This is a genomic window from Mesorhizobium sp. M0077, assembly GCF_040322955.1.
Lineage (GTDB): Bacteria > Pseudomonadota > Alphaproteobacteria > Rhizobiales > Rhizobiaceae > Mesorhizobium.
In genome coordinates this window covers 212,064-234,228 of sequence record NZ_JAMYUL010000010.1, presented here as the reverse complement: position 1 = coordinate 234,228, position 22,165 = coordinate 212,064, and the positions used below count along the sequence as shown (strand labels likewise).

The following is a 22,165-nucleotide window of genomic DNA, read 5'->3' as shown; positions in this document are numbered from 1 at the left end:
CGATGCGGGTTTATGGTTAACAAATCATGAATACGCTGAGCATCGACATCAGGAAAGCCGAACCGCGCGACGCCGGAGCCATTGCCGACGTGCACCAGCTGGCCTGGGAGGGCGCCTATTCCGGCATCATCCCGCATCGCTCGCTGACCTCGATGATCAACCGCCGCGGCGCCGACTGGTGGGCCAACGCCATCCGCCGCGCTGCCACCGTTCTGGTGGTCGAGATCGGCGGCACCATCGCCGGCTATGCCACGATCGGCAAGAACCGCGCCCGCGAGCTGAAGCAGCAGGGTGAAATCTACGAACTTTATTTGCGTCCGGAATATCAGGGCATCGGGCTCGGCAGCCGGCTGTTCAAGGCGGCGCGGGCGCGGCTTGCCGACCACGGGCTGAAGGGAATGGTGGTGTGGGCGCTGGAAGACAACCAGAATGCGCTTTCCTTCTATGCCGGCGCGGGTGGCCGCGATGTTGCCGAAGGCGTCGAGGTTTTCGAGCAGAGGGCGCTGAAGAAGGTCGCCTTCGTCTGGGAATGACCGGTCTCGGTTACAAATCATCACAAACCGTGCGCTTCCATTAGCGCTCCGTACCAATCGCCGCATTGCACCATGCCGCGCCGCCCGCTATCGATCGTGGACATCGAGAGAGGGATTTAAGCCATGCGTATCGAAGCCATTGCCATCGGAAAGAACCCGCCCGAGGACATCAACGTCATCATCGAGGTGCCGATCGGCGGCGAGCCGATCAAGTACGAGATGGACAAGGAGGCCGGCACGCTGTTCGTCGACCGTTTCCTGCATACGTCGATGCGCTACCCCGGCAATTACGGTTTCGTGCCGCACACGCTCTCGGGCGACGGCGACCCGATTGACGTTCTGGTCTGCAACACCCGCGCGCTGGTGCCGGGCTGCGTCATCAATGTGCGGCCGATCGGCGTGCTGGTGATGGAAGACAATGCCGGCCAGGACGAGAAGGTCATTGCCGTGCCGTCGCCGAAGCTGACGCTGCGCTACGAAAACGTCACCGAATACACGCAGCTGCCCGAGATCACCCGCGACCAGGTCCAGCACTTCTTCGAGCACTACAAGGATCTCGAGCCCGGCAAATGGGTCAAGATCGAAGGCTGGCACGATTCCAAATACGCCAAGAAGATGATTGTCGACGCGATCGCACGGGCGAAGGCGGCAAAGTAGCGCCGAGACAGGCCTGCGTCTCGTTCAAGTAAGCGGCAAACGCCACCGCGAGGCACCCCCCTCTGCCCGGCAGGGCAGAGGGGGGTGCCTTGCACCCACGTGGCTAGTTATCCACCCGACCAAACGCCGGCACGTTGCCGATGACGGTGTGCTTGTCCTTGCCACAGGCGAAACTCTTCGCCTTTTCGTCCGCCAGCTTGCGCGCCTGGTCGTTGGCCTGAGGGTTGCCGGTGGCGAGCACGAGGCCGATGGTGCAGCCGTCGCGGGCTTCCATCTGGGCGACCTTGGCGACGAGCAGCACTTCGGTCGGCTTGTTCTCATCCTCGGGATTGCTGATCGAGCGGCGGTGGATCACCGCGAAGGGAACGGCAACGTCGCCCTTGGTCTCGATGCGCCATTCGACCTTGGCGCCGGACGAGTTGAAGCCGGAAAAGCTCTCCCAGACCGAGGTCATGTCGCCGCCGGGCGGAAATCCGTAGAACAGCGATTCACGGGCGTCGTCATAGGCGATCAGCACGGGATAGCCACGATAGCCGGAGCAGGCGAGTTCGGCCCATTCGCCGTCGCCTTCCTGCGCCTGCGCATAGGTGACGCAGTCCTTTTGCGAGTCGAGGTCGGTGTAGACGCTTGATATGCCGTCGGCATGGGCGGTTTGGGATAGGGCGGCGAGGGCGAATGGAACAAGCAGCAGGGTTCGCATGCGGACGTCTCCCGTGAAGTTCGCCCCAGCCTATCGCCAAATCTGCGGCCGGCCTAGCGTGCCAATCTCAACGTTGGCGCCGCCCAAATCGCCCTGCCGGGCAATTCTCCCCCTGAACGGGAGAAAGTGGCCGGCTGCGCCGCTGGCGACAACCTTGCAACGCTGGCAATTGGCGAAATCGTGATGAGAGCGTTCCTCGCCCCATTTCCGGGAAAGGATGCCGGCAGGTGAGGGGCGGCGCCAACGTTCGAAATGTTATTTCTTCAAGCTCGCCTCGATCAGCAGGTCGGCGTTGTGGGCGACCGCTGCCGCCGGGCCTCCGAGGCCGAAGAGCTGGCCACTGATATAGGCGCCTTCGATCAACAGCAGCAGGCCGTCGCCGAGCGTGTCAGGGTCTTTAGCGCCCATCGCTGCGGCCATCGCGCGCAGGCGGTGGCGCAACTCCTGCTTGTTGGCCTCGCTGACGACGCGCGCCGGATGGCCATGTTCGGGATATTCCACCGCCGCGTTGGTCATGCCGCAGCCGCGATAGTCCGGCCTTTGCGTGCGCTTGCCGACGCGAGTCAGGAAAGCCCTGAGCTGTGCCCGTGGGTCGCCGGGATGGGCAGCCACGGCTTCGTCGAAACGCTCCCAATACTCACGGTCATATTGCCTGAGATAGGAAGCGGCGAGCTCGTCCTTGGAGGGAAAGCTGCGGTAGAGGCTGGGCTTGGTGACGCCGGCGCGCTTGACGATCTCGTCGACGCCGATCGCCCGGATGCCGCGGCGGTAGAACAGGTCGTAGGCCACGTCGAGGATTTTCTTGGCAGCCTTGGGCGGTGCGGCTGCATGACCGTCCTTGATGGTCAGTTCAATATTTTTGTCCGTTGGCATGGTATGACTCGATTGACGTGTTACCGATCGGTACGTATACATGTCCTCACCCTGCAACGTACCGGTCAGTAACATGATAGCTCAATCCCGTCCCTTTGGCCAGCGCTACGCTTTCGTCGTGGTTGGCGTCATCTTCCTTTGCCTGTTGATCGCGGCCGGGCTTCGTTCCGCACCCTCGGTGATGATGCTGCCGTTGGATAAAAGCTTCGGCTGGGGGCGCGATACGGTTTCGATTGCCGCTGCGATCGGCATCTTCCTTTACGGCCTGACCGGGCCGTTTGCCGCCGCATTGATGGAGCGTATCGGCTTGCGCCGCACGCTGCTTGCCTCGCTTGTGATCATGTCGGGCTCGACCGCGCTCAGCCTACTGATGACCGAGCCCTGGCACCTGTTCCTCACCTGGGGCGTGTTTTCCGGCATCGGCTCCGGCGCGGTCGCCACCGTGCTCGGCGCCACCATCGTCAACCGCTGGTTCAAGACCAATCGCGGCTTGGTGATGGGGCTGATGTCGGCCTCCAGCGCCACCGGCCTCTTGGTGTTCCTGCCGCTGCTGGCATCGCTCGCCCAGTCGGGCGGCTGGCAGCCCGTCGCTACCGCCGTCTCGATCGCCACCGCCTGTCTTCTGCCGCTGGTCTGGCTGTTGGTTCCGGAGCGTCCCGCTTCGATCGGCATGGTGCGCTATGGCGCCGGGGCCGATGACGTGCCGCCGGTATCGCCGGCATCGCAAGGCAATTTCCTGGCGCATACGCTCAACACGCTTCGCCGCGCCGCCGGCACCCGCGTCTTCTGGTATCTGTTCGCCACCTTCTTCATCTGCGGCTTCACCACCAACGGGCTGGTCGGCACGCATCTGATCTCCTTCTGCGGCGACATGGGCATCCCCGAGGTACAGGCCGCGGGCCTGCTGTCGCTTATGGGCATTTTCGACCTGATCGGGACGACGCTCTCGGGCTGGCTCACCGACCGTTTCGACCCGCGCAAGCTGCTCGGCGTCTACTACGGCATTCGCGGCCTGGCGCTGATCTATCTGCCCTATTCCGGCTTCTCGGTGACCAGCCTGATCATCTTCGCCGTGCTCTACGGTCTGGACTGGATCGCCACCGTGCCGCCGACGCTCAGGCTCGCCAACGAGGCGTTCGGTGACCGCAGCGGCCCGATCGTGTTCGGCTGGATCGTCGCCGGCCACCAGGTGGGGGCCGCCACCGCCGCTGCCTTCGGCGGCACCATGCGCGAATTGCAGGGCAATTACGAACTGGCCTTCCTGATCGCCGGCATGACGGCGATCGTGGCTGCGTGTCTGTCGCTGCTAATCAATACGAGCAGGCCGGCTTTCGATCCGGAGCCGCAAGCGGCGTAAGGCGCGGTACTAATCTCCCCCTGGTGACGCTCGCGCCGGTGCGGTCGGCGTAAGCCTGTAGGTCGGTGCGAAGGATCGCTATGCCTGGAATGGGCAACCGTCAGTCCGGGTAGCAAACCGTCGGAATCTTCGGCCACACCGCGCTGTCGCAGCCAGCAACCTGCTGCCTCTGCTTGAAAGAGGCGCTGACCGGGCCGGTGACCACGGGGTCGACGCCATCAGGGGCGTCGGCAAACATCTGCTCGGCCGTCCGGTCGGACGACGAAGCCGGATTGGCTTCCTTCACCGTGGCGGCCGATTGAGCGGCATTGGCCGCCAGCACGGCAGCGAATGCGACCGAAGCGATGAGGGGCCAAAATCGGTTGAGTTTGTCGGTCATGAATTTCGAACTACCCGGGCCCAGAAAGGTTCCCGCCTTGGTTAACAAAACCATCTCACTCCGAGATGCTTAAGATTTGATGAGTATTTGGTGGTGCGCCTCCTCTTTCGCAATTGCGAAAAACCCTGTATGAGCCGCGCAACCGAAAGAGGCGGCGCCTTTTGGCCTGCTGCCTGCAACGCTCCCGAGACCACAAAATGAAAATTCGTAATATCGCGATCATCGCGCACGTCGACCATGGAAAAACCACCCTCGTCGACCAATTGCTGCGGCAATCCGGTTCCTTCCGCGACAATCAGCGCGTCGCCGAGCGCGCCATGGATTCCAACGACCTCGAAAAGGAACGCGGCATCACCATCCTGGCCAAGGCGACCTCGGTCGACTGGAAGGACACCCGCATTAACATCGTCGACACACCCGGCCACGCCGATTTCGGCGGTGAGGTCGAGCGCATCCTGTCGATGGTGGATTCGGCGATCGTGCTGGTCGACGCCGCCGAAGGCCCCATGCCGCAGACCAAGTTCGTCGTCGGCAAGGCGCTCAAGGTCGGCCTGAAGCCGATCGTCGTCATCAACAAGATCGACCGTCCGGACGCCCGCCACGTCGAGGTGGTCAACGAGGTGTTCGACCTGTTTGCAGCGCTTGACGCCACCGACGAGCAGCTCGACTTCCCGATCCTCTACGGTTCTGGCCGCGATGGCTGGGTCTCGGAAAATCCGGAAGGCCCGAAGGAGCAGGGCCTGGCGCCGCTGTTCGACCTCGTCATCAAGCATGTGCCGGAGCCGACCGTTCATCCCGGCCCGTTCCGCATGATCGGCACCATCCTGGAAGCCAATCCGTTCCTCGGCCGCATCATTACCGGCCGTATCGAGAGCGGCACGCTGAAGTCCAACCAGGCGGTCAAGGTGCTCCACCATGACGGCACGCAGATCGAAACCGGGCGCATCTCCAAGATCCTCGCGTTCCGTGGCCTCGAGCGCCAGCCGATCGAAGAAGCGCAGGCGGGTGACATCGTGGCAATTGCCGGCCTGTCGAAGGGCACTGTCGCCGACACGTTCTGCGACCTGGCGGTGACCGAGGCGTTGCATGCGCAACCGATCGATCCGCCGACCGTGACCATGTCTTTCCTGGTCAATGATTCGCCGCTCGCCGGCACCGAAGGCGACAAGGTGACCAGCCGCGTCATCCGCGACCGCCTGCTGCGAGAAGCCGAAGGCAATGTCGCGCTCAAGATCGAGGAATCGCCCGACAAGGATTCGTTCTTCGTTTCCGGCCGCGGCGAATTGCAGCTGGCCGTGCTGATCGAGACGATGCGCCGCGAAGGCTTTGAAATCGCCGTGTCGCGTCCGCGCGTCGTCATGCAGAAGGGCGAGAACGGTGAATTGCTGGAGCCGGTCGAGGAAGTCGTCATCGACGTCGACGAGGAGCACGCCGGCATCGTCGTGCAGAAGATGTCGGAGCGCAAGGCCGAGATGGTCGAGCTGCGGCCTTCGGGCGGCAACCGTCAGCGCATCGTCTTCCACGCGCCGACGCGCGGACTGATCGGCTACCAGTCGGAACTGTTGACCGACACGCGCGGCACCGCCGTGATGAACCGGCTGTTCCACGCCTACCAGCCCTACAAGGGCGAACTGCCGGGCCGCACCAACGGCGTGCTGATCTCCAACGAACAGGGCGAGGCAGTGGCCTATGCCATGTGGAACCTCGAAGACCGCGGCCCGATGGTCATCGACCCGGGCGTCAAGGTCTATCAGGGCATGATCATCGGCATCCATAGCCGTGACAACGACCTCGAAGTGAACGTGCTGAAGGGCAAGAAGCTGACCAACATCCGCGCCGCGGGCAAGGACGAGGCGGTGAAGCTGACGCCGCCGATCCGCATGACGCTGGAGCGCGCGCTGGCCTGGATCCAGGACGACGAGCTGGTCGAGGTGACGCCGAAGACCATCCGCCTGCGCAAGCTCTATCTCGACCCGAACGAGCGCAAGCGCTTCGAGAAGTCGGCCAAGGTTGTGGGCGCGGCGTAATCGTCTGATTGTCTAAATTCGAGAGGGGCGAAGCACCGGTGCTTCGCCCCTCTTGTCATTCACCCACGGCAGCCGAAATGATGGCTTCACGATCCGGCTCGTCGGCCAGGTCAATGCGAATCGCCGTGCCGTCGCGGGCCGGCTTGCGCAAAGCTCTGGCGCCTTCGGGAACAACAACCAGCAATCGTTTCTCCTCCAGCGCCTGAAGCCTTGATCGGGAGATGCCGAGTTCGCCGGCGAGCAGACGGTCGAGCCGCAGCGATGTCGGCATTTCCAGCCCAAGCCTGATTTCAAGCGCGGCTGCGGGTCTGCCTTCGCCGCCGAGCCGGTGTTTGTGAACGGCGACATCGGGAAACTCCTCGACGCGGCCGACCCGGTTTCGCAACGCCACGACATCGAAGGCATGGCGGCGGGCGAGGGCCGGATCGTTGTTTTCGAGCGCTGCCAGCAGCGCGGGTTCGATGTCGCGGCGGTTGCAGCGTTCGAAAATGCCGAAATTCCACGAATTGTCGCAGTCGATGCAGCGATAGATCAGCCAGACATCAATGCGTTTGCCATTGGCGTTGACGCGGAATTTGTCGCTGCAGCGATAGGCTTTCACGGCGCTGCAGCGGTTGCAGTGGACCAGGGGTCGAGGTGCGATTTCGGGCGCGATTGCCCAGTAGATAGCGAGATGTTGGGACAAGCCGGAAGACCTTCCAGTGTGGAAGTTCTTCAGGTCGGCAATGTCGAGATGCCCTGGCGGGCAGGGCGTGGCGAGAGGCTGCGGTTCTCTGGAAATCAGGTGTCACGGGCGACAAGCGCGCGACAGCGGTTCAGCAGTGCCAAACCGGTCTCGAACCGCCGCCTGAGGAACACGTGAAATGGAGCAGGCACCGCTTGATGCGGCGCCCTGCCAAGTGTGATCAGGGGAGTTGGCGAGACCGGCGGTTACTGAGGCAAAATGAAGCTCGAAATGAATGTCGGGACGGCTCTTCTAGCCACGAAGTGGCGTGCATGCAAGCTCTCACGCGGTTCCGCTATGTTCAGCTGAATGCGATCTGGACCTTCATCGACTGGGTGCGGTCGCCGGCGATCTCGAAAGCCGCAACCGCCTCGTCCATTGGATAGATGCCGGTCAGCAGCGGCTTAACGTCGACGCGACGGTTGTTGATCAGATCGACGGCCAGCGCGAACTCGTCGTGGAAACGGAAGGAGCCGCGCATTTCGATCTCCTTGGCGACGATGAGATTCTGAGGCAGCGACATGTCGCCGCCTAGGCCGAGCTGCACGAGCACCCCGCGCGGCTTCAGCACATCGAGCCCGGCTCGCACCGCGCGCTCATTGCCGGAGCATTCGAACATGACGTCGAAACTGCCCTTCTCGACATTGTAGCCAGCGAGCTTGTCGGCATCTGTGGCGACATTGATGGTGCGGTCGGCGCCGATCTCGTTGGCCTTGGCCAGAACCGCGTCCATGACATCGGTGACGACGATCTCGCGCGCGCCGTGGACGCGCGCCGCCAGGATGCACAGCGCGCCGATCGGCCCGCTGCCGGTGACCAGAACCCGCTTGCCGAGCAGCGAACCGGCGCGGTTCACGGCATGCAGCGTTACCGCGAACGGCTCGGCAAAGGCGGCTTCGTTGATGGAGACATGGTCGGCGATTTTGTGGCACTGCCAGGCCTCCGCGACGAGGCGCTGGCGGAAGGCGCCCTGTATATGCGGCATCGGCATGGCGCTGCCGTAGAAGCGCATGTTGAGGCACTGGTTCTGCATGCCTTGCAGGCAATAGCGGCAGGCATTGCAGGGCCGGCTGGGCGAAATCGCAACGCGGTCGCCGACGGCAAGGCTGGAAACGCCGGCGCCAAGTGCCTTCACCGTGCCAGCGACCTCATGTCCCAGAATCATCGGCTCGCGCAGGCGCACCACGCCGAAGCCGCCATGATTGTAATAGTGCAGGTCCGAGCCGCAGATGCCGCCGGCCTCGACCGATATTTCGACCTGTCCGGTGCCCAGCACGCCCGGATCGGACTCTTCGATGCGCAGGTCTTTTGCGGCGTGGATGACGATTGATTTCACGGCCGCGATCCTTTCTCAAACCGCTGGCACGGGCAAGTCCGATCTCCGAAATGTGTCGCGTTCGTTGGCCCATCAGGCAGAGGGGTGCCAAATTGACGCCGATCGGATATTCTTCGCCATCCAACGCTCGAAGGCTCCGTCATGCACCTCACCTCGCTCCTGATCTTCGCCGCCGCTTTGTTCGTCGCCGCCGGTTCGCCCGGACCGTCGATCGCAGCCCTTGTCGCCCGCGTCATCTCGAAGGGCTTTCGCGACGTGTTCCCGTTCCTGCTTGCCATGTGGATCGGCGAGGGCATCTGGTTGTCGCTGGCGGTGTTCGGGCTGGCGGTCGTGGCGCAGACGTTTCATTTCGCCTTCGTCGTCGTGAAATGGATCGGCGTCGCTTACCTCGCCTACCTCGCCTTCAAGATGTGGACCGCACCTGTCGACGCAAAAGAAGGCGAGATGCCGCGCGAGGATTCGGCGACAAAGCTGTTCTTTGCCGGCATGGCGGTGACGCTCGGCAATCCCAAGATCATGATGTTCTATCTGGCGCTGCTGCCGACGATCATCGACCTCGCTTCGGTGAGTGTCATCGGCTGGGTCGAACTGACGGCGACGATGGCGGTGGTTCTGATCGCCATCGATCTCGCCTGGGTCGTCGCGGCCTCACAGGCGCGCAAACTGTTGAAGAGCAAGCGCGCCATGAAGATCGCCAACCGAATCAGCGCCACGACGATGGCCGGCGCTGCCGGGGCCATCGCGGCGCGTTGACCTCTCCTACGAGGAGAAGGAAACTTTCACCTCGCCATTGAGTGGTATTCGTCGTTCGGGCGCATGTCGATGGCCGCCGCCACGCGGTTCGACATGTTGAAGAAGGCGGCGGTCGAGGCGATGTCCCAGATGTCGCGGTTGGTGAAGCCGGCGTTGCGCAGTGTTTCCCTGTCCGCCTCGACGATCTTTGCCGGCTCTTCCGTCAGCTTGACGGCGAGTTCGAGCATCGCCGTCTGTTTCGGTGAAAGATTGGCAGCGCGGAAGTTCATCACCATCATCTCGCCGAAAGCCGGATCGCCGGAGAGCTGGCGCACCGCCGCGCCATGCGCGGTCAGGCAATAATAGCAGTGATTGATCGAGGAAACGACGGCCGCGATCATCTCCCGTTCCAGCTTCGACAGGCCGGATTCACCCAGCATCAGATCATTGTAGGTGTCGGTAAAGGCGCGCAGCTTCTTCTCGTCGAAGGCATAGGCAAGAAGCACGTTGGGAACCAGGCCGAGCTTTTCCTCGCATTTGGCGAAATAGGCTTTTGTCGCCTCGCTCAGTTCCGCGATACCGAGGTCAAGTGCGCTGATTTTGCCGGACATGGGGTCTCCCTCTTCGTTCACCGCCGCCTGACTGTCGAATTCCTGTAATTCTTATCGAGCCGTCAAACCTTTGTCGCCAAACAGCGGTCATCTGCTACCATAGTCGTAAAAGCATGTGACGGGAGGACAACATGGCGAGCGTGAAATCCGCAGCTAAGCCGAAGAAAACAGCCACTGCCGGGGTGAAACCCGACGGGAAGCCGGCCAGGCTCGCCGACTATCTGCTGGCCCGCGCGCCGGCCGAAGACATTGCCGCCTATGACGCCGCCGACCTGGAGCGCGCCGCCGACCTGGCAGGACGTGCGGTCGCCGCCCACAAGAAGGGCCAAAGTGTCGTCGCCGTCGATGCCGGGTCGGGCGTCTCCCGCGAGGGCCGCCCGATGACGATCATCACAGTCGTCAACGACAACATGCCGTTCCTGTTCGATTCGATCCTCGGCGAGATCACAGAAACTGCCGGCGAACCGACTTTGGTCACCCATCCGGTCATCGTCGTGCGTCACGGCAAGGCCGGCGTCGACGAGATCCTCGGCGACGGCAGCGCCCTCAAGGACGATGGCAATCACGACCGCCTGAGCGTCGTCCATGTCCATATTCCGCGCCTGACGGCGGAGCAGGCCGACGCGCTGGCCGACCGCCTGCGCAAGATGCTCAACCAGGTGCGCGCCGCCGTCAGCGACTGGAAGCCGATGCTCGCCCGTCTCGACCAGGCGATTTCCGAATTCCGCTATTCCGCCGTGCCGCTCGACAAGAAGAGCGTTGCCGAGGCCATCGCCTTCCTTGAATGGCTGCGCGACGACAATTTCACTTTCCTTGGCATGCGCGAGTTCAAATATTCCGGCGGCGCGGAGAGCGGCAATCTGGAGCGCGCCGACAAACCCGGTCTCGGCATCCTCGCCGACCCGGATGTGCTGGTGCTCCGGCGCGGCACCGAGGCGGTGACGACGACGCCCGAAATCCGCGCCTTCCTGCATGGGCCGGAGCCGCTGATCGTCACCAAGGCCAACGCCAAGTCGCTGGTGCACCGCCGCATTTATCTCGATTATATCGGCGTCAAAACCTACACCGCCAAGGGCGCGCTTGCCGGCGAGTTGCGCATGGTCGGCCTGTTCACCTCGACTGCCTACACGCGCTCGGTGATGAAAATCCCGTATCTGAGGTCAAAGGCCGAGACCATCATCGCCAAGTCCGGCTTCGACCGGCACGACCATTCCGGCAAGGCACTGATCAACGTTCTGGAGAGCTATCCGCGCGACGAACTGTTCCAGGTGCCGGTGCCGATCCTGAAGAAGCACGCCGCGGCCATTCTCGGCCTGGTCGAGCGGCCGCGGGTGCGGGCGCTGGTGCGCGCCGACCAGTTCGACCGCTTCGTGTCGATCCTCGTCTTCGTGCCGCGCGACCGCTATGACAGCGTCGTGCGCGAGAAGATCGGCACCTATCTCAAGACCGTCTTCGAGGGCCGTTTGTCGGCTTATTATCCGGCGTTTCCGGAGGGCGGGCTGGCGCGTGTGCATTTCATCATCGGCCGCTCGGGCGGCAAGACGCCGAAGGTCGAGCAGGCGGCGATCGAAGCGGCGATCCGCGATATCGTGCGAACCTGGGACGACGCGCTGGCCGAAGCCGCGGAAGCCGTCGGCGGCGATCCATCGCTGAAGGCGATCGCCGCGCGTCTGCCTGAGAGCTATCGCGATTCCTTCAGCGCGGCCATCGCGCTGAAGGATGCGGGGCGCATCGCCGGCATCAGCACCGCCAACCCGATCGCCATCGACTATTACCGCCATGCCGAGCAGAAACCGCATCAGGCAGCGCTGAAGATCTACCACCACGGCAGCCCGGTAGCGTTGTCGCGTCGCGTGCCGGTGCTGGAAAACATCGGCTTCCGCGTCATCAGCGAGCGCACCTTCGAAGTTGGCGAGGACGGCGGCGACACCGTCTTCGTCCACGACATGGAACTGGAGAACAGCTACGGCAAGCCGATCGACCTCAGCGATGGCGGCGCGCTGTTCGAGGACGCGTTCCTGTCGGTCTGGCGCGGCGACATCGACAATGACAGCTACAACGGGCTTGCCCAGACCGCCGGCCTGTGGTCGGGCGAAGTCAGCATTCTGCGCGCCTATGGCCGCTACCTGCAGCAAGCCGGTATCCCGCAGAGCCAGGATTTCATCGCGGCCGCGCTCAACCGCTATCCCGACATTGCGCGCGGCCTGCATGCACTGTTCGTCGCTCGTCTCGGCCCGACCGCCGAGACGGAAGGCGTCGTCGCCGCCAAGCACCTCAAGGCCAAGATCAAGGACGCGCTGGAGGAAGTCCCCAACATCGATGACGACACCATCATCCGCCGCTATCTCAACCTGATCGAAGCCTCGTTGCGCACCAATCATTTCGTTGCGGGAACGAAGGCGCGGGGCCAGTCACTGGCGATCAAGCTGGACTCGCAAGCGGTCGAAGGATTGCCGGCGCCGCGGCCGTGGCGCGAGATCTTCGTCTACGGTTCCGAGGTCGAAGGCGTGCATCTGCGCTTCGGCCCGGTTGCGCGCGGCGGCCTGCGCTGGTCGGACCGCGCCCAGGATTACCGCACCGAGGTGCTCGGCCTGGTCAAGGCGCAGCAGGTCAAGAACGCCGTCATCGTGCCGGTCGGCGCCAAGGGCGGCTTCTATCCGAAGAAGCTGCCGATGAGCGCCGGCCGCGACGCCATCTTCGAGGCCGGCACCTCGGCCTACAAGAATTTCGTTTCCAGCCTGCTGTCGATTACCGACAATATCGGCCTCGATGGCGTCATACCCCCAGCCGGCGTCGTCAGGCGCGATCCTGACGACCCCTACTTTGTCGTCGCCGCCGACAAGGGCACGGCAACCTTCTCCGACACCGCCAATGCCATTTCGGAGAAACACGGTTTCTGGCTCGACGATGCCTTCGCCAGCGGCGGCTCGGCCGGTTACGACCACAAGAAGATGGGCATCACCGCCAAAGGCGCCTGGGAAGCGGTCAAGCGGCATTTCCGCGAGATCAACCGCGACATCCAGGCCACCCCCTTCACCGTCGTCGGCGTCGGCGACATGTCGGGCGACGTGTTCGGCAACGGCATGCTGCTGTCGCCGCAGACCAGGCTGATCGCCGCCTTCGACCATCGCGACATCTTCATCGATCCCGATCCAGACAGAGTGGCGTCGATGGCCGAGCGCGAGCGCATGTTCGCGCTGCCGCGTTCGTCCTGGCAGGACTATGACAAGACCAAGCTGTCGGAAGGCGGCGTCATCGTCTCGCGCAGCCAGAAGTCGATCACGCTGCCTGCGGCAGCGGCGGCGGCGATTGGCCTCGCCAAGATCACCGCGACCCCGGCCGAGATCATGACCGCTATCCTCAAGGCGAACGTCGACCTTCTGTGGTTCGGCGGCATCGGCACGTATTTACGGGCCTCGGGCGAAACCAATGCCGAAGTCGGCGACCGCGCCAACGACGCCATCCGCATCACCGCGCTCGATGTCCGGGCCAAAGTGATCGGCGAGGGCGCCAATCTCGGCGTCACGCAGCGTGCCCGCATCGAATTCGGTATGAATGGCGGCCGCTGCAACTCCGACGCCATCGACAATTCCGGCGGCGTCAACTGCTCCGACGTCGAGGTCAACATCAAGATCGCGCTGGCGTCCGCCATGCGCAAGGGGTCGCTGACCCGGCCGGCGCGCAACAAGCTGCTGGCCGAGATGACCGACGAGGTCGCCGGCCTCGTGCTGTCCAACAATTACGAACAGACGCTCGCGCTCTCCATCGCCCGCAAGCGCGGCCTTGCCGACATCGCGCACCAGAGCCGGTTCATGGCGGCGCTGGAGGCTCGGGGCCTGCTCGACCGCGCTGTCGAGACGCTGCCGTCGCCGGCTGCCCTTGCCGAGCGCGAGGCGCGTGGCGAGCCGCTGACCCGGGCGGAGCTTGGCGTGCTGCTCGCCTATGCCAAGATCGTGCTGTTTTCCGACATCGTCGCCAGCGACGTGCCTGACGACGCGCATTTCGACCGCGACCTGATGGGCTATTTCCCTGACCGGATGGCGAAGAAATATGCGGCCGAGATCCATGGTCACCGGCTGCGCCGCGAAATCATCGCCCGCGTCGTCGCCAACGATCTCGTCAATCGCGGCGGACCGTCATTCGTCAACCGGCTGCAGGAAGCCACGGGGCGCAGCGCGGCCGACGTGGTGCGCACCTTCGCCGTGGTGCGCGACGGCTTCGCGTTGCCGGCGCTCTATCGGGAGATCCATGCGCTGGACAGCCACATCGACGGCCAGGCGCAGCTCGATCTCTACCAGTCCGTCAGCCGGCTTATCTTCGTGACCAGCGGCTGGTATCTGAAGAACGATGCCGGCACCGCAGCGCTCGGCCAGCGCATTGCCGAACTGCAAGAGGCGCGCATGGCGCTGGAGCCGAAGCTGCTCTCGCTGCTACCGGCCTTCTCGCGCGAGCGGGTCGAGGAGCAGCGGCACGGCCTCTTCAAGGCCGGCGCCCCGGAAAAGCTCGCCGGGCAGCTGGCAATGGCCGATGTGGCGGGACTGATCCCGGACATCGCACTGACGGCGCGCACGGCCAATGCCGACGTCGTCGCCTCGGCCAAGGCGTTCTTCGCCGTCAGCGATGCCTTCCGCATTCCGCGCGTCGAAGAGGCGGCGCGTTCTATCACGCCGTCGGACTATTACGACCAGCTGGCGCTGTCGCGCGCCACCGACACGATCGGCGCGGCGCGGCGCGGCATCGCGGTGGCGGCTCTCGCCGGCCATGCCGGGACGGCGGATCCTGTGGCGGCCTGGCTGGAAGCCGGCGGCGAGCGCGTGGCGCGCATTCGCGAGCGGCTGCAGGCGCTGACCGAAGGCGGGGATATCACCGTGTCCAGGCTGTCGGTGGCTTCGGGGTTGATGAGCGATCTGACGGGGATGTGAGGCTCGGGACTTTACCCTCCCCCTTGTGGGGAGGGTCGCTGCGAAGCAGCGGGGTGGGGGTGCGGCACCGACCCCACCCGGACCTTCGGTCCGACGTCCCCACAAGGGGGAGGTAGAGGCGCGGCGCCTTTCTTCGCGTCTCTATGCAGGTAGACAGCGGCGACATCCAGGTGAGGGGCAGCGCGAATCTTTGGCGGTTTGCATGAGCATTCGAAACATGCAGACATGGCGTCCGACAAGCGCGGTGTCCGGGGGAATCATCATGGCGGCGGTAGAAACAGTGCAGCGGGCATCCGGGCGCGGCATCTGGGGATGGATGTTCTTCGACTGGGCGGCGCAGCCGTTTTTCACCGTCGTCACCACCTTCATCTTCGGGCCTTATTTCGTCTCGCGCATGGCGAGCGATCCGGTCTCAGGCCAGGCGGCCTGGGGCTACGGCATCGCTGTTGCGGGCCTGGTCATTGCCGTGCTGTCTCCCATCCTCGGCTCGATTGCCGACCAGACCGGGCCGCGCAAGCCGTGGATTGCGTTCTTCGCCTCGATCAAGATCATCAGCCTTTGCCTGCTATGGTTCGCCGCTCCCGGCTCGAACCTTTTCCTGGTGGTGCTGTTCTTTTCTCTCGCTTCGGTCGCGGCGGAATTCTCGACCGTGTTCAACGATTCGATGATGCCGCGCCTGGTGCCGAAGAGCGAGATCGGCCACGTCTCCAACATTGCCTGGGGACTTGGTTATCTCGGCGGCATGATCGCGCTGATCTTTGTCGTCGCCTGTCTGGCGGGTTCGTCGGAGACCGGCAAGACGATCATCGGCATCGACCCGCTCTTTGGGCTCGACCCGAAACTCGGCGAGGACGCGCGCGCCACCGGGCCGCTGTCGGCTGGCTGGTATTTCCTGTTCATCCTGCCGATGTTCTTCTTCACGCCGGACGCCATCAAAGGCATTCCGATCGGGCCGGCGGTGCGCGAGGGGCTGTCGGAACTGAAGTCGACGCTGACTGAAGTGCGCCGGCGCAAAGGCATCTTCCGCTTCCTTGTCGCCCGCATGATTTATCAGGACGGCGTCAATGCGCTGCTCGCTTTGGGCGGCACCTTTGCGGCAGCGATGTTCCATTGGTCGATCACCGAGATCGGCATGTTCGGCATTATTCTCAACGTCGTCGCCATCGTCGGCTGCCTGGTTGCCGCATGGCTGGACACCGCGCTTGGCTCCAAGACCATCGTGATGATTTCGCTCGTCCTGCTCAGCATCGCCACCATCGGCATCGTTTCCACCGGGCCAGGCTACACGCTGTTCGGCGCCTGGATGATGCCGGGAGCCGATAGTGGCGGCCTGTTCGGCACGGCGGCGGAAAAGGCCTACATTTTCTATGGCCTGTTGATCGGGCTGGCGTTCGGACCGGTGCAGGCGTCGTCACGCTCCTACATGGCGCGCAGCGTGACCGCAGCCGAATCCGGCCGCTATTTCGGCATCTATGCGCTGGCCGGAAGGGCGACGAGTTTCCTGGCGCCGTTCATGGTGGCGTCGATCACGCTCGCCAGCGGCTCGGCGCGGCTGGGCATGGCGGCAATCGTGCTGTTCCTCGGCGTGGGGATCGCGATATTGATCTGGACGCCGTACCCGGCGGATCAGCCGGTGGAATAGCGCGGCTCTTCCTTCTCCCCTTGTGGGAGATGGTGTCGCCGCAGGCGACGGATGAGCGGTGTTCCAGAAGACACCAACGTCTCACTCCGCTGAAACACCCCTCATCCGCCTCGGCGCCTAATGCCTAAAATGCCTCACGCCCGCAAACACCATGGCGATGCCATGTTCATCCGCGGCGGCGATGACGTCGTCGTCGCGCATCGAGCCGCCGGGCTGGATCACCGCCGTGGCGCCGGCTTCGATGGCTGAGATCAGCCCGTCGGCGAAAGGGAAGAAAGCGTCGGAGGCGACCACCGAGCCCTTGGTCAACGGCTCCGCGAGGCCAGCTGCTTCCGCCGCGTCGAGCGCCTTGCGGGCGGCGATGCGCGAGGAATCGACGCGGCTCATCTGGCCGGCGCCGATGCCAACCGTGGCGCCGTCCTTGGCGTAAACGATGGCGTTCGACTTGACGTGCTTGGCGATGCGGAAAGCGAATTTGAGGTCGGCCATCTCGGCCGCCGTCGGCGCGCGCCTGGTCACCACCTTGAGCTCGAGATCGTCGACCACCGCGTTGTCGCGGCCCTGGACGAGCATGCCGCCAGCGACGGATTTCACAGTGATGCCGCCGGCGTGCGGATCGGGCAGACCGCCGGTGACCAGCAGTCGCAAATTCTTTTTGGCGGCGATGATGCGGACAGCGTCCTCCGACGCGTCCGGCGCAATGATCACCTCGGTGAAGGTTTTTACGATCTCCTGAGCCGCTTCGGTATCGAGGATGCGGTTCATGGCAACGATACCGCCAAAGGCCGAAACCGGGTCGCAGGCCAGCGCTCTCGCATAGGCAGCAGCCAGCGAAGCGTCCTCGGCGACGCCGCACGGGTTGGCGTGCTTGATGATGGCAACGGCGGCGCAGCGGTTGGGATCGAACTCGCCGACCAGCTCGAAGGCGGCATCGGTGTCGTTGATGTTGTTGTAGGACAGCTGCTTGCCCTGCAACTGGCGAGCCGTGGCGACCCCGGGCCGCTTGTCGCCATTGACGTAGAAGCCGGCGCTCTGATGCGGGTTCTCGCCATAGCGCATGACGCTTTCCAGCCTGCCGCCGAAGGCGCGCCAGGTCGGGTGCTCGATCTCAAGCGTTTCGGCGAACCAGCCGGAGATCGCCGCATCGTAGCTGGCGGTGCGGGCAAAGGCCTTGGCCGCCAGCTTCTGGCGGAAATCCAGCGACAGCGAGCCGATGTTCATCTCCAGCGCGTTCAGCACCGAGGCGTAGTCGCCGGGATCGGTGACGATGGCGACATAGGCGTGATTCTTGGCCGAAGCGCGGATCATCGCCGGGCCGCCAATGTCGATGTTCTCGACAACAGCGGCATAGTCGGCGCCGGAACGGCGGACCTCCTCGAACGGGTAGAGATTGCAGACGAGCAGATCGATCGGCTCGATGCGGTGATCGTGCATCGCCTTGGCGTGTTCGGGATCGTCGCGCACGCCGAGCAGTGCGCCATGCACCGACGGGTGCAGCGTCTTGACGCGGCCGTCCATGATCTCGGGAAAGCCTGTCAGTTCCGAGACGTCACGCACCGCCAGCCCCGCCTCGGCGATCGCCTTTGCCGTACCTCCGGTCGAGACCAGCTCGACGCCGGCCGCGACCAGCCCTTTGGCGAAGTCGGTCAGGCCGGTCTTGTCGAAGACGGAAAGCAGGGCGCGGCGGACCGGAACGAGGTCGGGTGCCGGAATGTTCTTGGCGGCGACGGCCATGGGCTGGCGGCCTTTCAGGGCTGATTGGAGAGCGTTGCCGGGCCGTAGCACATGAGGTCAGGAAATCAAGCCGGAAGCTCGATCAAGCCGGCGCCGGCAACGACGCTCAGCTGTTCTCGGGATAGCCGGCGATGCCGGTGCGCGTGAGCTGCCAATGCACCTCGGCGATCTCCGAGGCCTTGAAGGCGAGCACGATCTGGCGGCTGCGGCGCGGGCCGCCAAGGCCGGCGAAATAGATCGATTCCTCGACCTCCGGCACCACTTCGGTGCAGGTGAACACCCAGGTGTCGGCCTGGTCGGCGGTCAGCACCAGGCGGTCATGCTCGTCCTGCAAAAGGTTGATATCAGGGTGGATGTGGAAGCGCACCACGACGAAGTCGCGGCCATTGTTGCGGATCGCCGCACCGCCCGGGCGAAGGAAGCGATCCCTGCCGGCGAGCACATTGCCCTCGCTCGACAGTTTCAGCTCGCGCTCATGGAGGAAGCCAAAGCGCTGCATATAGCCGTCATGGCGGGCGATGAACCCTTGCGTGCCCTTCTGGTCGATGCGCTTGCAAGGCACATGCTGCGGGCCGCCGAGCAAGGGTGAGCCGAGCAGGTCGTTGACGCGCAGCGAATGGGAAAACCGCGCCGACGAGGTGTCGTTGATGGTGGCGGTCGAATGCGCCGCGGTGGCACGGGCCAGCGGCCGGAATTCGGCGGCGCCATAGGTGTCGATGCCGGCATTGACGATATAATGCTGGCGACCGGACGAGAGTTCGAAGGCCAGGCACCCGGCATGCGCGGCGTTGGACACATCGACGGCCGGCGACGGGCCGGTATCGGCAATTACCGTAACGCCGCCCATACACAGCCGCTCATAGCCGGAATGCGGCGCGTGCAGCAGCGGCGCGCCGGCGGTGTCGTCGTGGCGCAAGATGGTGGCAATGCGGTCGTGGATGGTGGCGCCCATGCCATTGAAGCGGGCGAGGCTGCCATCCTGATGGCGGAAGAAGCGCAGCGCCGGCAGCATGCGGTCGATGGCGCCCATCAGGGCGGCCGGTGGCGTTTCTGCCTGATTGGCATAGGTCTGGCGCAGCGGCAGGAGATCGGCGAGCAATTCGAGCACCGCCATCGGGTTGCGCGAAATATGGCCGCCATCGGGAAGGATCTGGCGGTCGAGTTCTTCCGCCAGGTTGCGGGTGGCGCCGCGCAGTGCCGAGGCCGGCGCCGGCAGCGACAGCGCGGCGAAGGCAAGCGCGATGCGAGCGCGCAGCCTGTCCTTGCCGTCCGGCATTTCGCGCGCCATCGAGCGGAGATAGCGGATCTGCACGGCGAGCGATTTCAGGAAGGCGCGATAGAACGGAAATTCGGCCCCTTGTAGGACAACCGAGGAGTGTTGCAACCAGGCAATGACTCGCTTGGCGGTGGTGCCGGGCTCCCAGGCTATGCCGGAAATCTGGTTGCCATGCATGGCGATCCAGTCGGAGACAAGCGCGCGTGCATTGGCGGCGGCCAGCTCGGTGCCGGCGGCGCGCATATGGCGCAGCCAGCGAAAGCCGTGCAGCGTCTTCACCCAGCCGCGGTTGGCGACGTCGATCTGGAATGGCGATTTGCCGCCGGTCTCGACCAGATGTCCCGACAGCGGATAGCGGCCATAATAAATCTCGAGCGCGATCTGCGGATCGGCGAGCCTGAGGTCGGGCGGTGCAATCAGGACGCGTTCGGGCGTGCGCCCGGAATAGCGCCAGCGATAGACTGGCCCTGCGCGAAGGCGCCGGCGCGTCTTGCGCCAAAACTCCTTAGCGACAAGCGTCCACAGACGTGTCGTGCTGCCGGCAGCCAGTGCCAAAACCCCTCCTCGTCGCCTGGAGATAGAGCATGCTGTCGCCCGAAAACCGCGTCACACTTTTCGGCATCATGTTCCGGTACCCCAGCACAAGCTTATATGATTCAAGAACTTGTGCGAAGTCGAATTCCGCCGACGTGAAGCGCCTCACGCTGCCGGCCACCGACCCGCCCCGAAAAAAGTCAAGCGCTTCGCGGGTTTAAGCCCGGCAATCCGGCACTCACTTGCGGTTGTGGCGAGACCGAAATTCGCTGGGCGAACAGTTTTCCCGGTCGCGAAACAGACGGGAGAAATAGAAGGCGTCGTGGATGCCGACGGCGGCCGCAATGGACTCGATGGGCGAATCGGAGGCGGCCAGCATCTGTTTGGCGCGGTCGAGCCTCGTGCGCAGTTGGAAGGCCTTGGGCGACATGCCGGCTGCCCGCGCAAATCTGCGCCGCAAGGTTGCCGGCGACATCGAGAATTTTGCGGCGAAGGCATCGAGATCGACCGGGTCGCACGCGCAGCGGCGCAATTCGTCGATGATGGGCTGCATGTCGGCATGCTGGAAGCCGGGATTTCGTTGACGGTTGTTCCAATCCATTGCCTGGCGGGCAGCACGCACGACGATGCGATGCATCGTGGCGGCGGCTTCTGCCTGGCTCAGCATCGTATCGAGCGACAGCTCACCATGCAGCCTGTCGAACAGCCGCTGCATTTTGCCGAGGTCGCGCAAGGGGACGACAGGGGCGTCCTCGGCGATCAGCCGCAGCCGGGTGAAATCGCGTATCAAGGCGCCGTCGAAGAGCGCCCAGCGTTCGAGCCATCCCGATGCATCCGGCCCGTAGGAATGCATCCTCCCGGGAAGCAGCCAGAACAGGGCCGGCGCTCGGATCGTCTGCATGCCGGCTGTCCTGGTTTCAAGCCAGCCTTGACCATCCTCAATCAGCACCACGGCGAATTCCGGCAATTTGCGCGCTTGGATCGCCTGCGTGACGCGATGCCGACCAATCCCTGTAACCGACAGGCCGCCGGCCGCGGCCGGTGCGGATCTGTAGAGCGCGTAAGGGTGATCGTTCATGAGCGAAAAGTCCATGGCTTCGTTCCGTCCATGGGCGAGCGTGCGAACAGTATGGCATTTCCAGCTAAGGATGGAAAATCGCAGGTGGCTGAAATGTCAAGCTCAACAGGTGGCACGCAACGACGGATTCCTGTTGCGTCAATCGATCTGAACGCCAACGGCAAGACATTATCGATGGCGCCGAACCGGTTGGGTCATCTCGTGCCAACCGACGCCGGGGTCGGCATCGATGCCATTCGCGGCCTCCTTGCCGAGCAAGGCTATGTCTGGCTGAAAAGTATGCTGCCGCGCCGCGACGTCATCGATTTTCGCGGCTGGGTGTTTTCGTATCTGGCCGACACCGGCTTGCTGCAGCCCGGGTCCGATCCCGCGCTTGGCCTGGCGGCGGCCGCCGGAACGTTCGACCGTCAGCTCGCCGATCGCCGGTTGATGGCGCTGGTTCGCTCCACCGCCTATGAAGGGTTCTGCGCACAGCCCCTGATGGCCCGGCTAATGGATGCGTTCGTCGGCGGGCTGTCCTACTTGCACAAGCGCAAGATCATGCGTTTCACCCAACCGGGCACCACCGTGGCGACGCCGGCGCATTACGACCTCGTTTATCTGCGCGGCGGCACCAGCCGCATCGTCACTGCCTGGATCCCGATCGGCGACGTTCCCGTCGACATGGGCGGCCTGGTCTATCTCGAGGGATCGCACGCCATCGGCCTCGACATGGAGGCCCGGTTCGCCAGGGAAAATGCCGGGCTGAGCCCGCAGGAGCGCATCAGCGCCTACAACAGGAACATGAGCGAGGGCGGCTGGGTGTCGAAGGACCTGCCCGACATGGCGGAGCGGTTCGATACACGCTGGCTGATCGCGGATTTCGAGGCCGGCGATGTCGTCCTCCACTCGCCCTATATGATCCACGCCTCGACGACCAACCAGAGCGCGGAGGGGCGTATCCGGCTCTCCACCGATATCCGCTACCAGAATGTCGATGATGAGATCGATGCAAGGTGGGGGAAGCACTGGAGTCTGAACGACATGCTTTAGGCATGTCGTCGCGTCGGA

Annotated in this window: 17 protein-coding genes; 8 read left to right on the top strand and 9 right to left on the bottom strand. The window is 64.0% G+C overall.

Translation table 11 applies throughout. The features are described from left to right. Positions 1 to 26: 26 nt before the first annotated feature. Positions 27 to 533: a GNAT family N-acetyltransferase gene (locus tag NKJ57_RS20475; protein WP_023732945.1), complete on the top strand. Its 507-nt coding sequence runs from the start codon at positions 27 to 29 to the stop codon at positions 531 to 533. 123 nt (positions 534 to 656) lie between these two features. After that, on the top strand, positions 657 to 1,190 hold the full coding sequence (gene ppa / locus NKJ57_RS20470) for an inorganic diphosphatase (protein WP_023668623.1): 534 nt from the start codon (positions 657 to 659) through the stop codon (positions 1,188 to 1,190). Between the two features lie 103 nt (positions 1,191 to 1,293). Here ppa and NKJ57_RS20465 read toward each other — a convergent pair whose 3' ends face one another. After that, positions 1,294 to 1,890, bottom strand: a complete 597-nt coding sequence (locus NKJ57_RS20465; protein ID WP_023700187.1) for a hypothetical protein — start codon at positions 1,888 to 1,890, stop codon at positions 1,294 to 1,296. Positions 1,891 to 2,145: 255 nt separating this feature from the next. After that, entirely contained in the window at positions 2,146 to 2,763 is a 618-nt protein-coding gene (locus NKJ57_RS20460) for a TetR/AcrR family transcriptional regulator (protein WP_023668625.1), read from the bottom strand. Positions 2,764 to 2,836: 73 nt separating this feature from the next. Here NKJ57_RS20460 and NKJ57_RS20455 point away from each other — a divergent pair, with 73 nt between their 5' ends. Next, positions 2,837 to 4,120, top strand: a complete 1,284-nt coding sequence (locus NKJ57_RS20455; RefSeq protein WP_352512130.1) for an MFS transporter — start codon at positions 2,837 to 2,839, stop codon at positions 4,118 to 4,120. 100 nt (positions 4,121 to 4,220) lie between these two features. On the opposite strand, the gene NKJ57_RS20450 is transcribed toward NKJ57_RS20455, so the two are convergent. Then, positions 4,221 to 4,499, bottom strand: a complete 279-nt coding sequence (locus tag NKJ57_RS20450; RefSeq protein ID WP_023753187.1) for a hypothetical protein — start codon at positions 4,497 to 4,499, stop codon at positions 4,221 to 4,223. 197 nt (positions 4,500 to 4,696) lie between these two features. Between NKJ57_RS20450 and typA the strand changes: the two genes are divergently transcribed. Then, on the top strand, positions 4,697 to 6,526 hold the full coding sequence (gene typA, locus NKJ57_RS20445) for a translational GTPase TypA (RefSeq protein ID WP_352512131.1): 1,830 nt from the start codon (positions 4,697 to 4,699) through the stop codon (positions 6,524 to 6,526). A 55-nt stretch (positions 6,527 to 6,581) separates the two neighbouring features. On the opposite strand, the gene NKJ57_RS20440 is transcribed toward typA, so the two are convergent. Both NKJ57_RS20440 and NKJ57_RS20435 read right to left on the bottom strand, forming a co-directional pair. Further along, positions 6,582 to 7,211: a DUF1062 domain-containing protein gene (locus NKJ57_RS20440; protein WP_352512133.1), complete on the bottom strand. Its 630-nt coding sequence runs from the start codon at positions 7,209 to 7,211 to the stop codon at positions 6,582 to 6,584. Positions 7,212 to 7,551: 340 nt separating this feature from the next. After that, complete coding sequence (locus NKJ57_RS20435; protein ID WP_352512135.1) at positions 7,552 to 8,586, bottom strand: L-idonate 5-dehydrogenase; 1,035 nt, start codon at positions 8,584 to 8,586, stop codon at positions 7,552 to 7,554. A 141-nt stretch (positions 8,587 to 8,727) separates the two neighbouring features. Between NKJ57_RS20435 and NKJ57_RS20430 the strand changes: the two genes are divergently transcribed. Next, a complete protein-coding gene (locus NKJ57_RS20430; protein ID WP_352512136.1) occupies positions 8,728 to 9,339 on the top strand; it encodes a LysE family translocator in 612 nt (203 codons plus the stop codon). A 26-nt stretch (positions 9,340 to 9,365) separates the two neighbouring features. Here NKJ57_RS20430 and NKJ57_RS20425 read toward each other — a convergent pair whose 3' ends face one another. Further along, positions 9,366 to 9,929, bottom strand: a complete 564-nt coding sequence (locus NKJ57_RS20425) for a peroxidase-related enzyme (RefSeq protein ID WP_352512137.1) — start codon at positions 9,927 to 9,929, stop codon at positions 9,366 to 9,368. Between the two features lie 131 nt (positions 9,930 to 10,060). On the opposite strand from NKJ57_RS20425, the gene NKJ57_RS20420 reads away from it, so the two are divergent. Continuing rightward, entirely contained in the window at positions 10,061 to 14,851 is a 4,791-nt protein-coding gene (locus NKJ57_RS20420; RefSeq protein ID WP_352512139.1) for an NAD-glutamate dehydrogenase, read from the top strand. Positions 14,852 to 15,113: 262 nt separating this feature from the next. Beyond that, entirely contained in the window at positions 15,114 to 16,493 is a 1,380-nt protein-coding gene (locus NKJ57_RS20415) for an MFS transporter (protein ID WP_023728704.1), read from the top strand. A 117-nt stretch (positions 16,494 to 16,610) separates the two neighbouring features. Here the strand turns inward: NKJ57_RS20415 and purH are convergent, their stop codons facing one another. The 3 genes from purH to NKJ57_RS20400 form a co-directional block, all read right to left on the bottom strand. Further along, complete coding sequence (gene purH / locus NKJ57_RS20410) at positions 16,611 to 18,227, bottom strand: bifunctional phosphoribosylaminoimidazolecarboxamide formyltransferase/IMP cyclohydrolase (protein WP_023728703.1); 1,617 nt, start codon at positions 18,225 to 18,227, stop codon at positions 16,611 to 16,613. A 106-nt stretch (positions 18,228 to 18,333) separates the two neighbouring features. Next, positions 18,334 to 20,058, bottom strand: coding sequence for a heparinase II/III family protein (locus NKJ57_RS20405; RefSeq protein ID WP_023732954.1), 1,725 nt, complete (start codon positions 20,056 to 20,058; stop codon positions 18,334 to 18,336). 217 nt (positions 20,059 to 20,275) lie between these two features. Next, positions 20,276 to 21,130, bottom strand: a complete 855-nt coding sequence (locus NKJ57_RS20400; RefSeq protein ID WP_373432832.1) for a helix-turn-helix transcriptional regulator — start codon at positions 21,128 to 21,130, stop codon at positions 20,276 to 20,278. A 78-nt stretch (positions 21,131 to 21,208) separates the two neighbouring features. Here NKJ57_RS20400 and NKJ57_RS20395 point away from each other — a divergent pair, with 78 nt between their 5' ends. Continuing rightward, positions 21,209 to 22,147, top strand: a complete 939-nt coding sequence (locus tag NKJ57_RS20395; RefSeq protein ID WP_023668640.1) for a phytanoyl-CoA dioxygenase family protein — start codon at positions 21,209 to 21,211, stop codon at positions 22,145 to 22,147. The last annotated feature ends 18 nt before the right edge of the window (positions 22,148 to 22,165 follow it).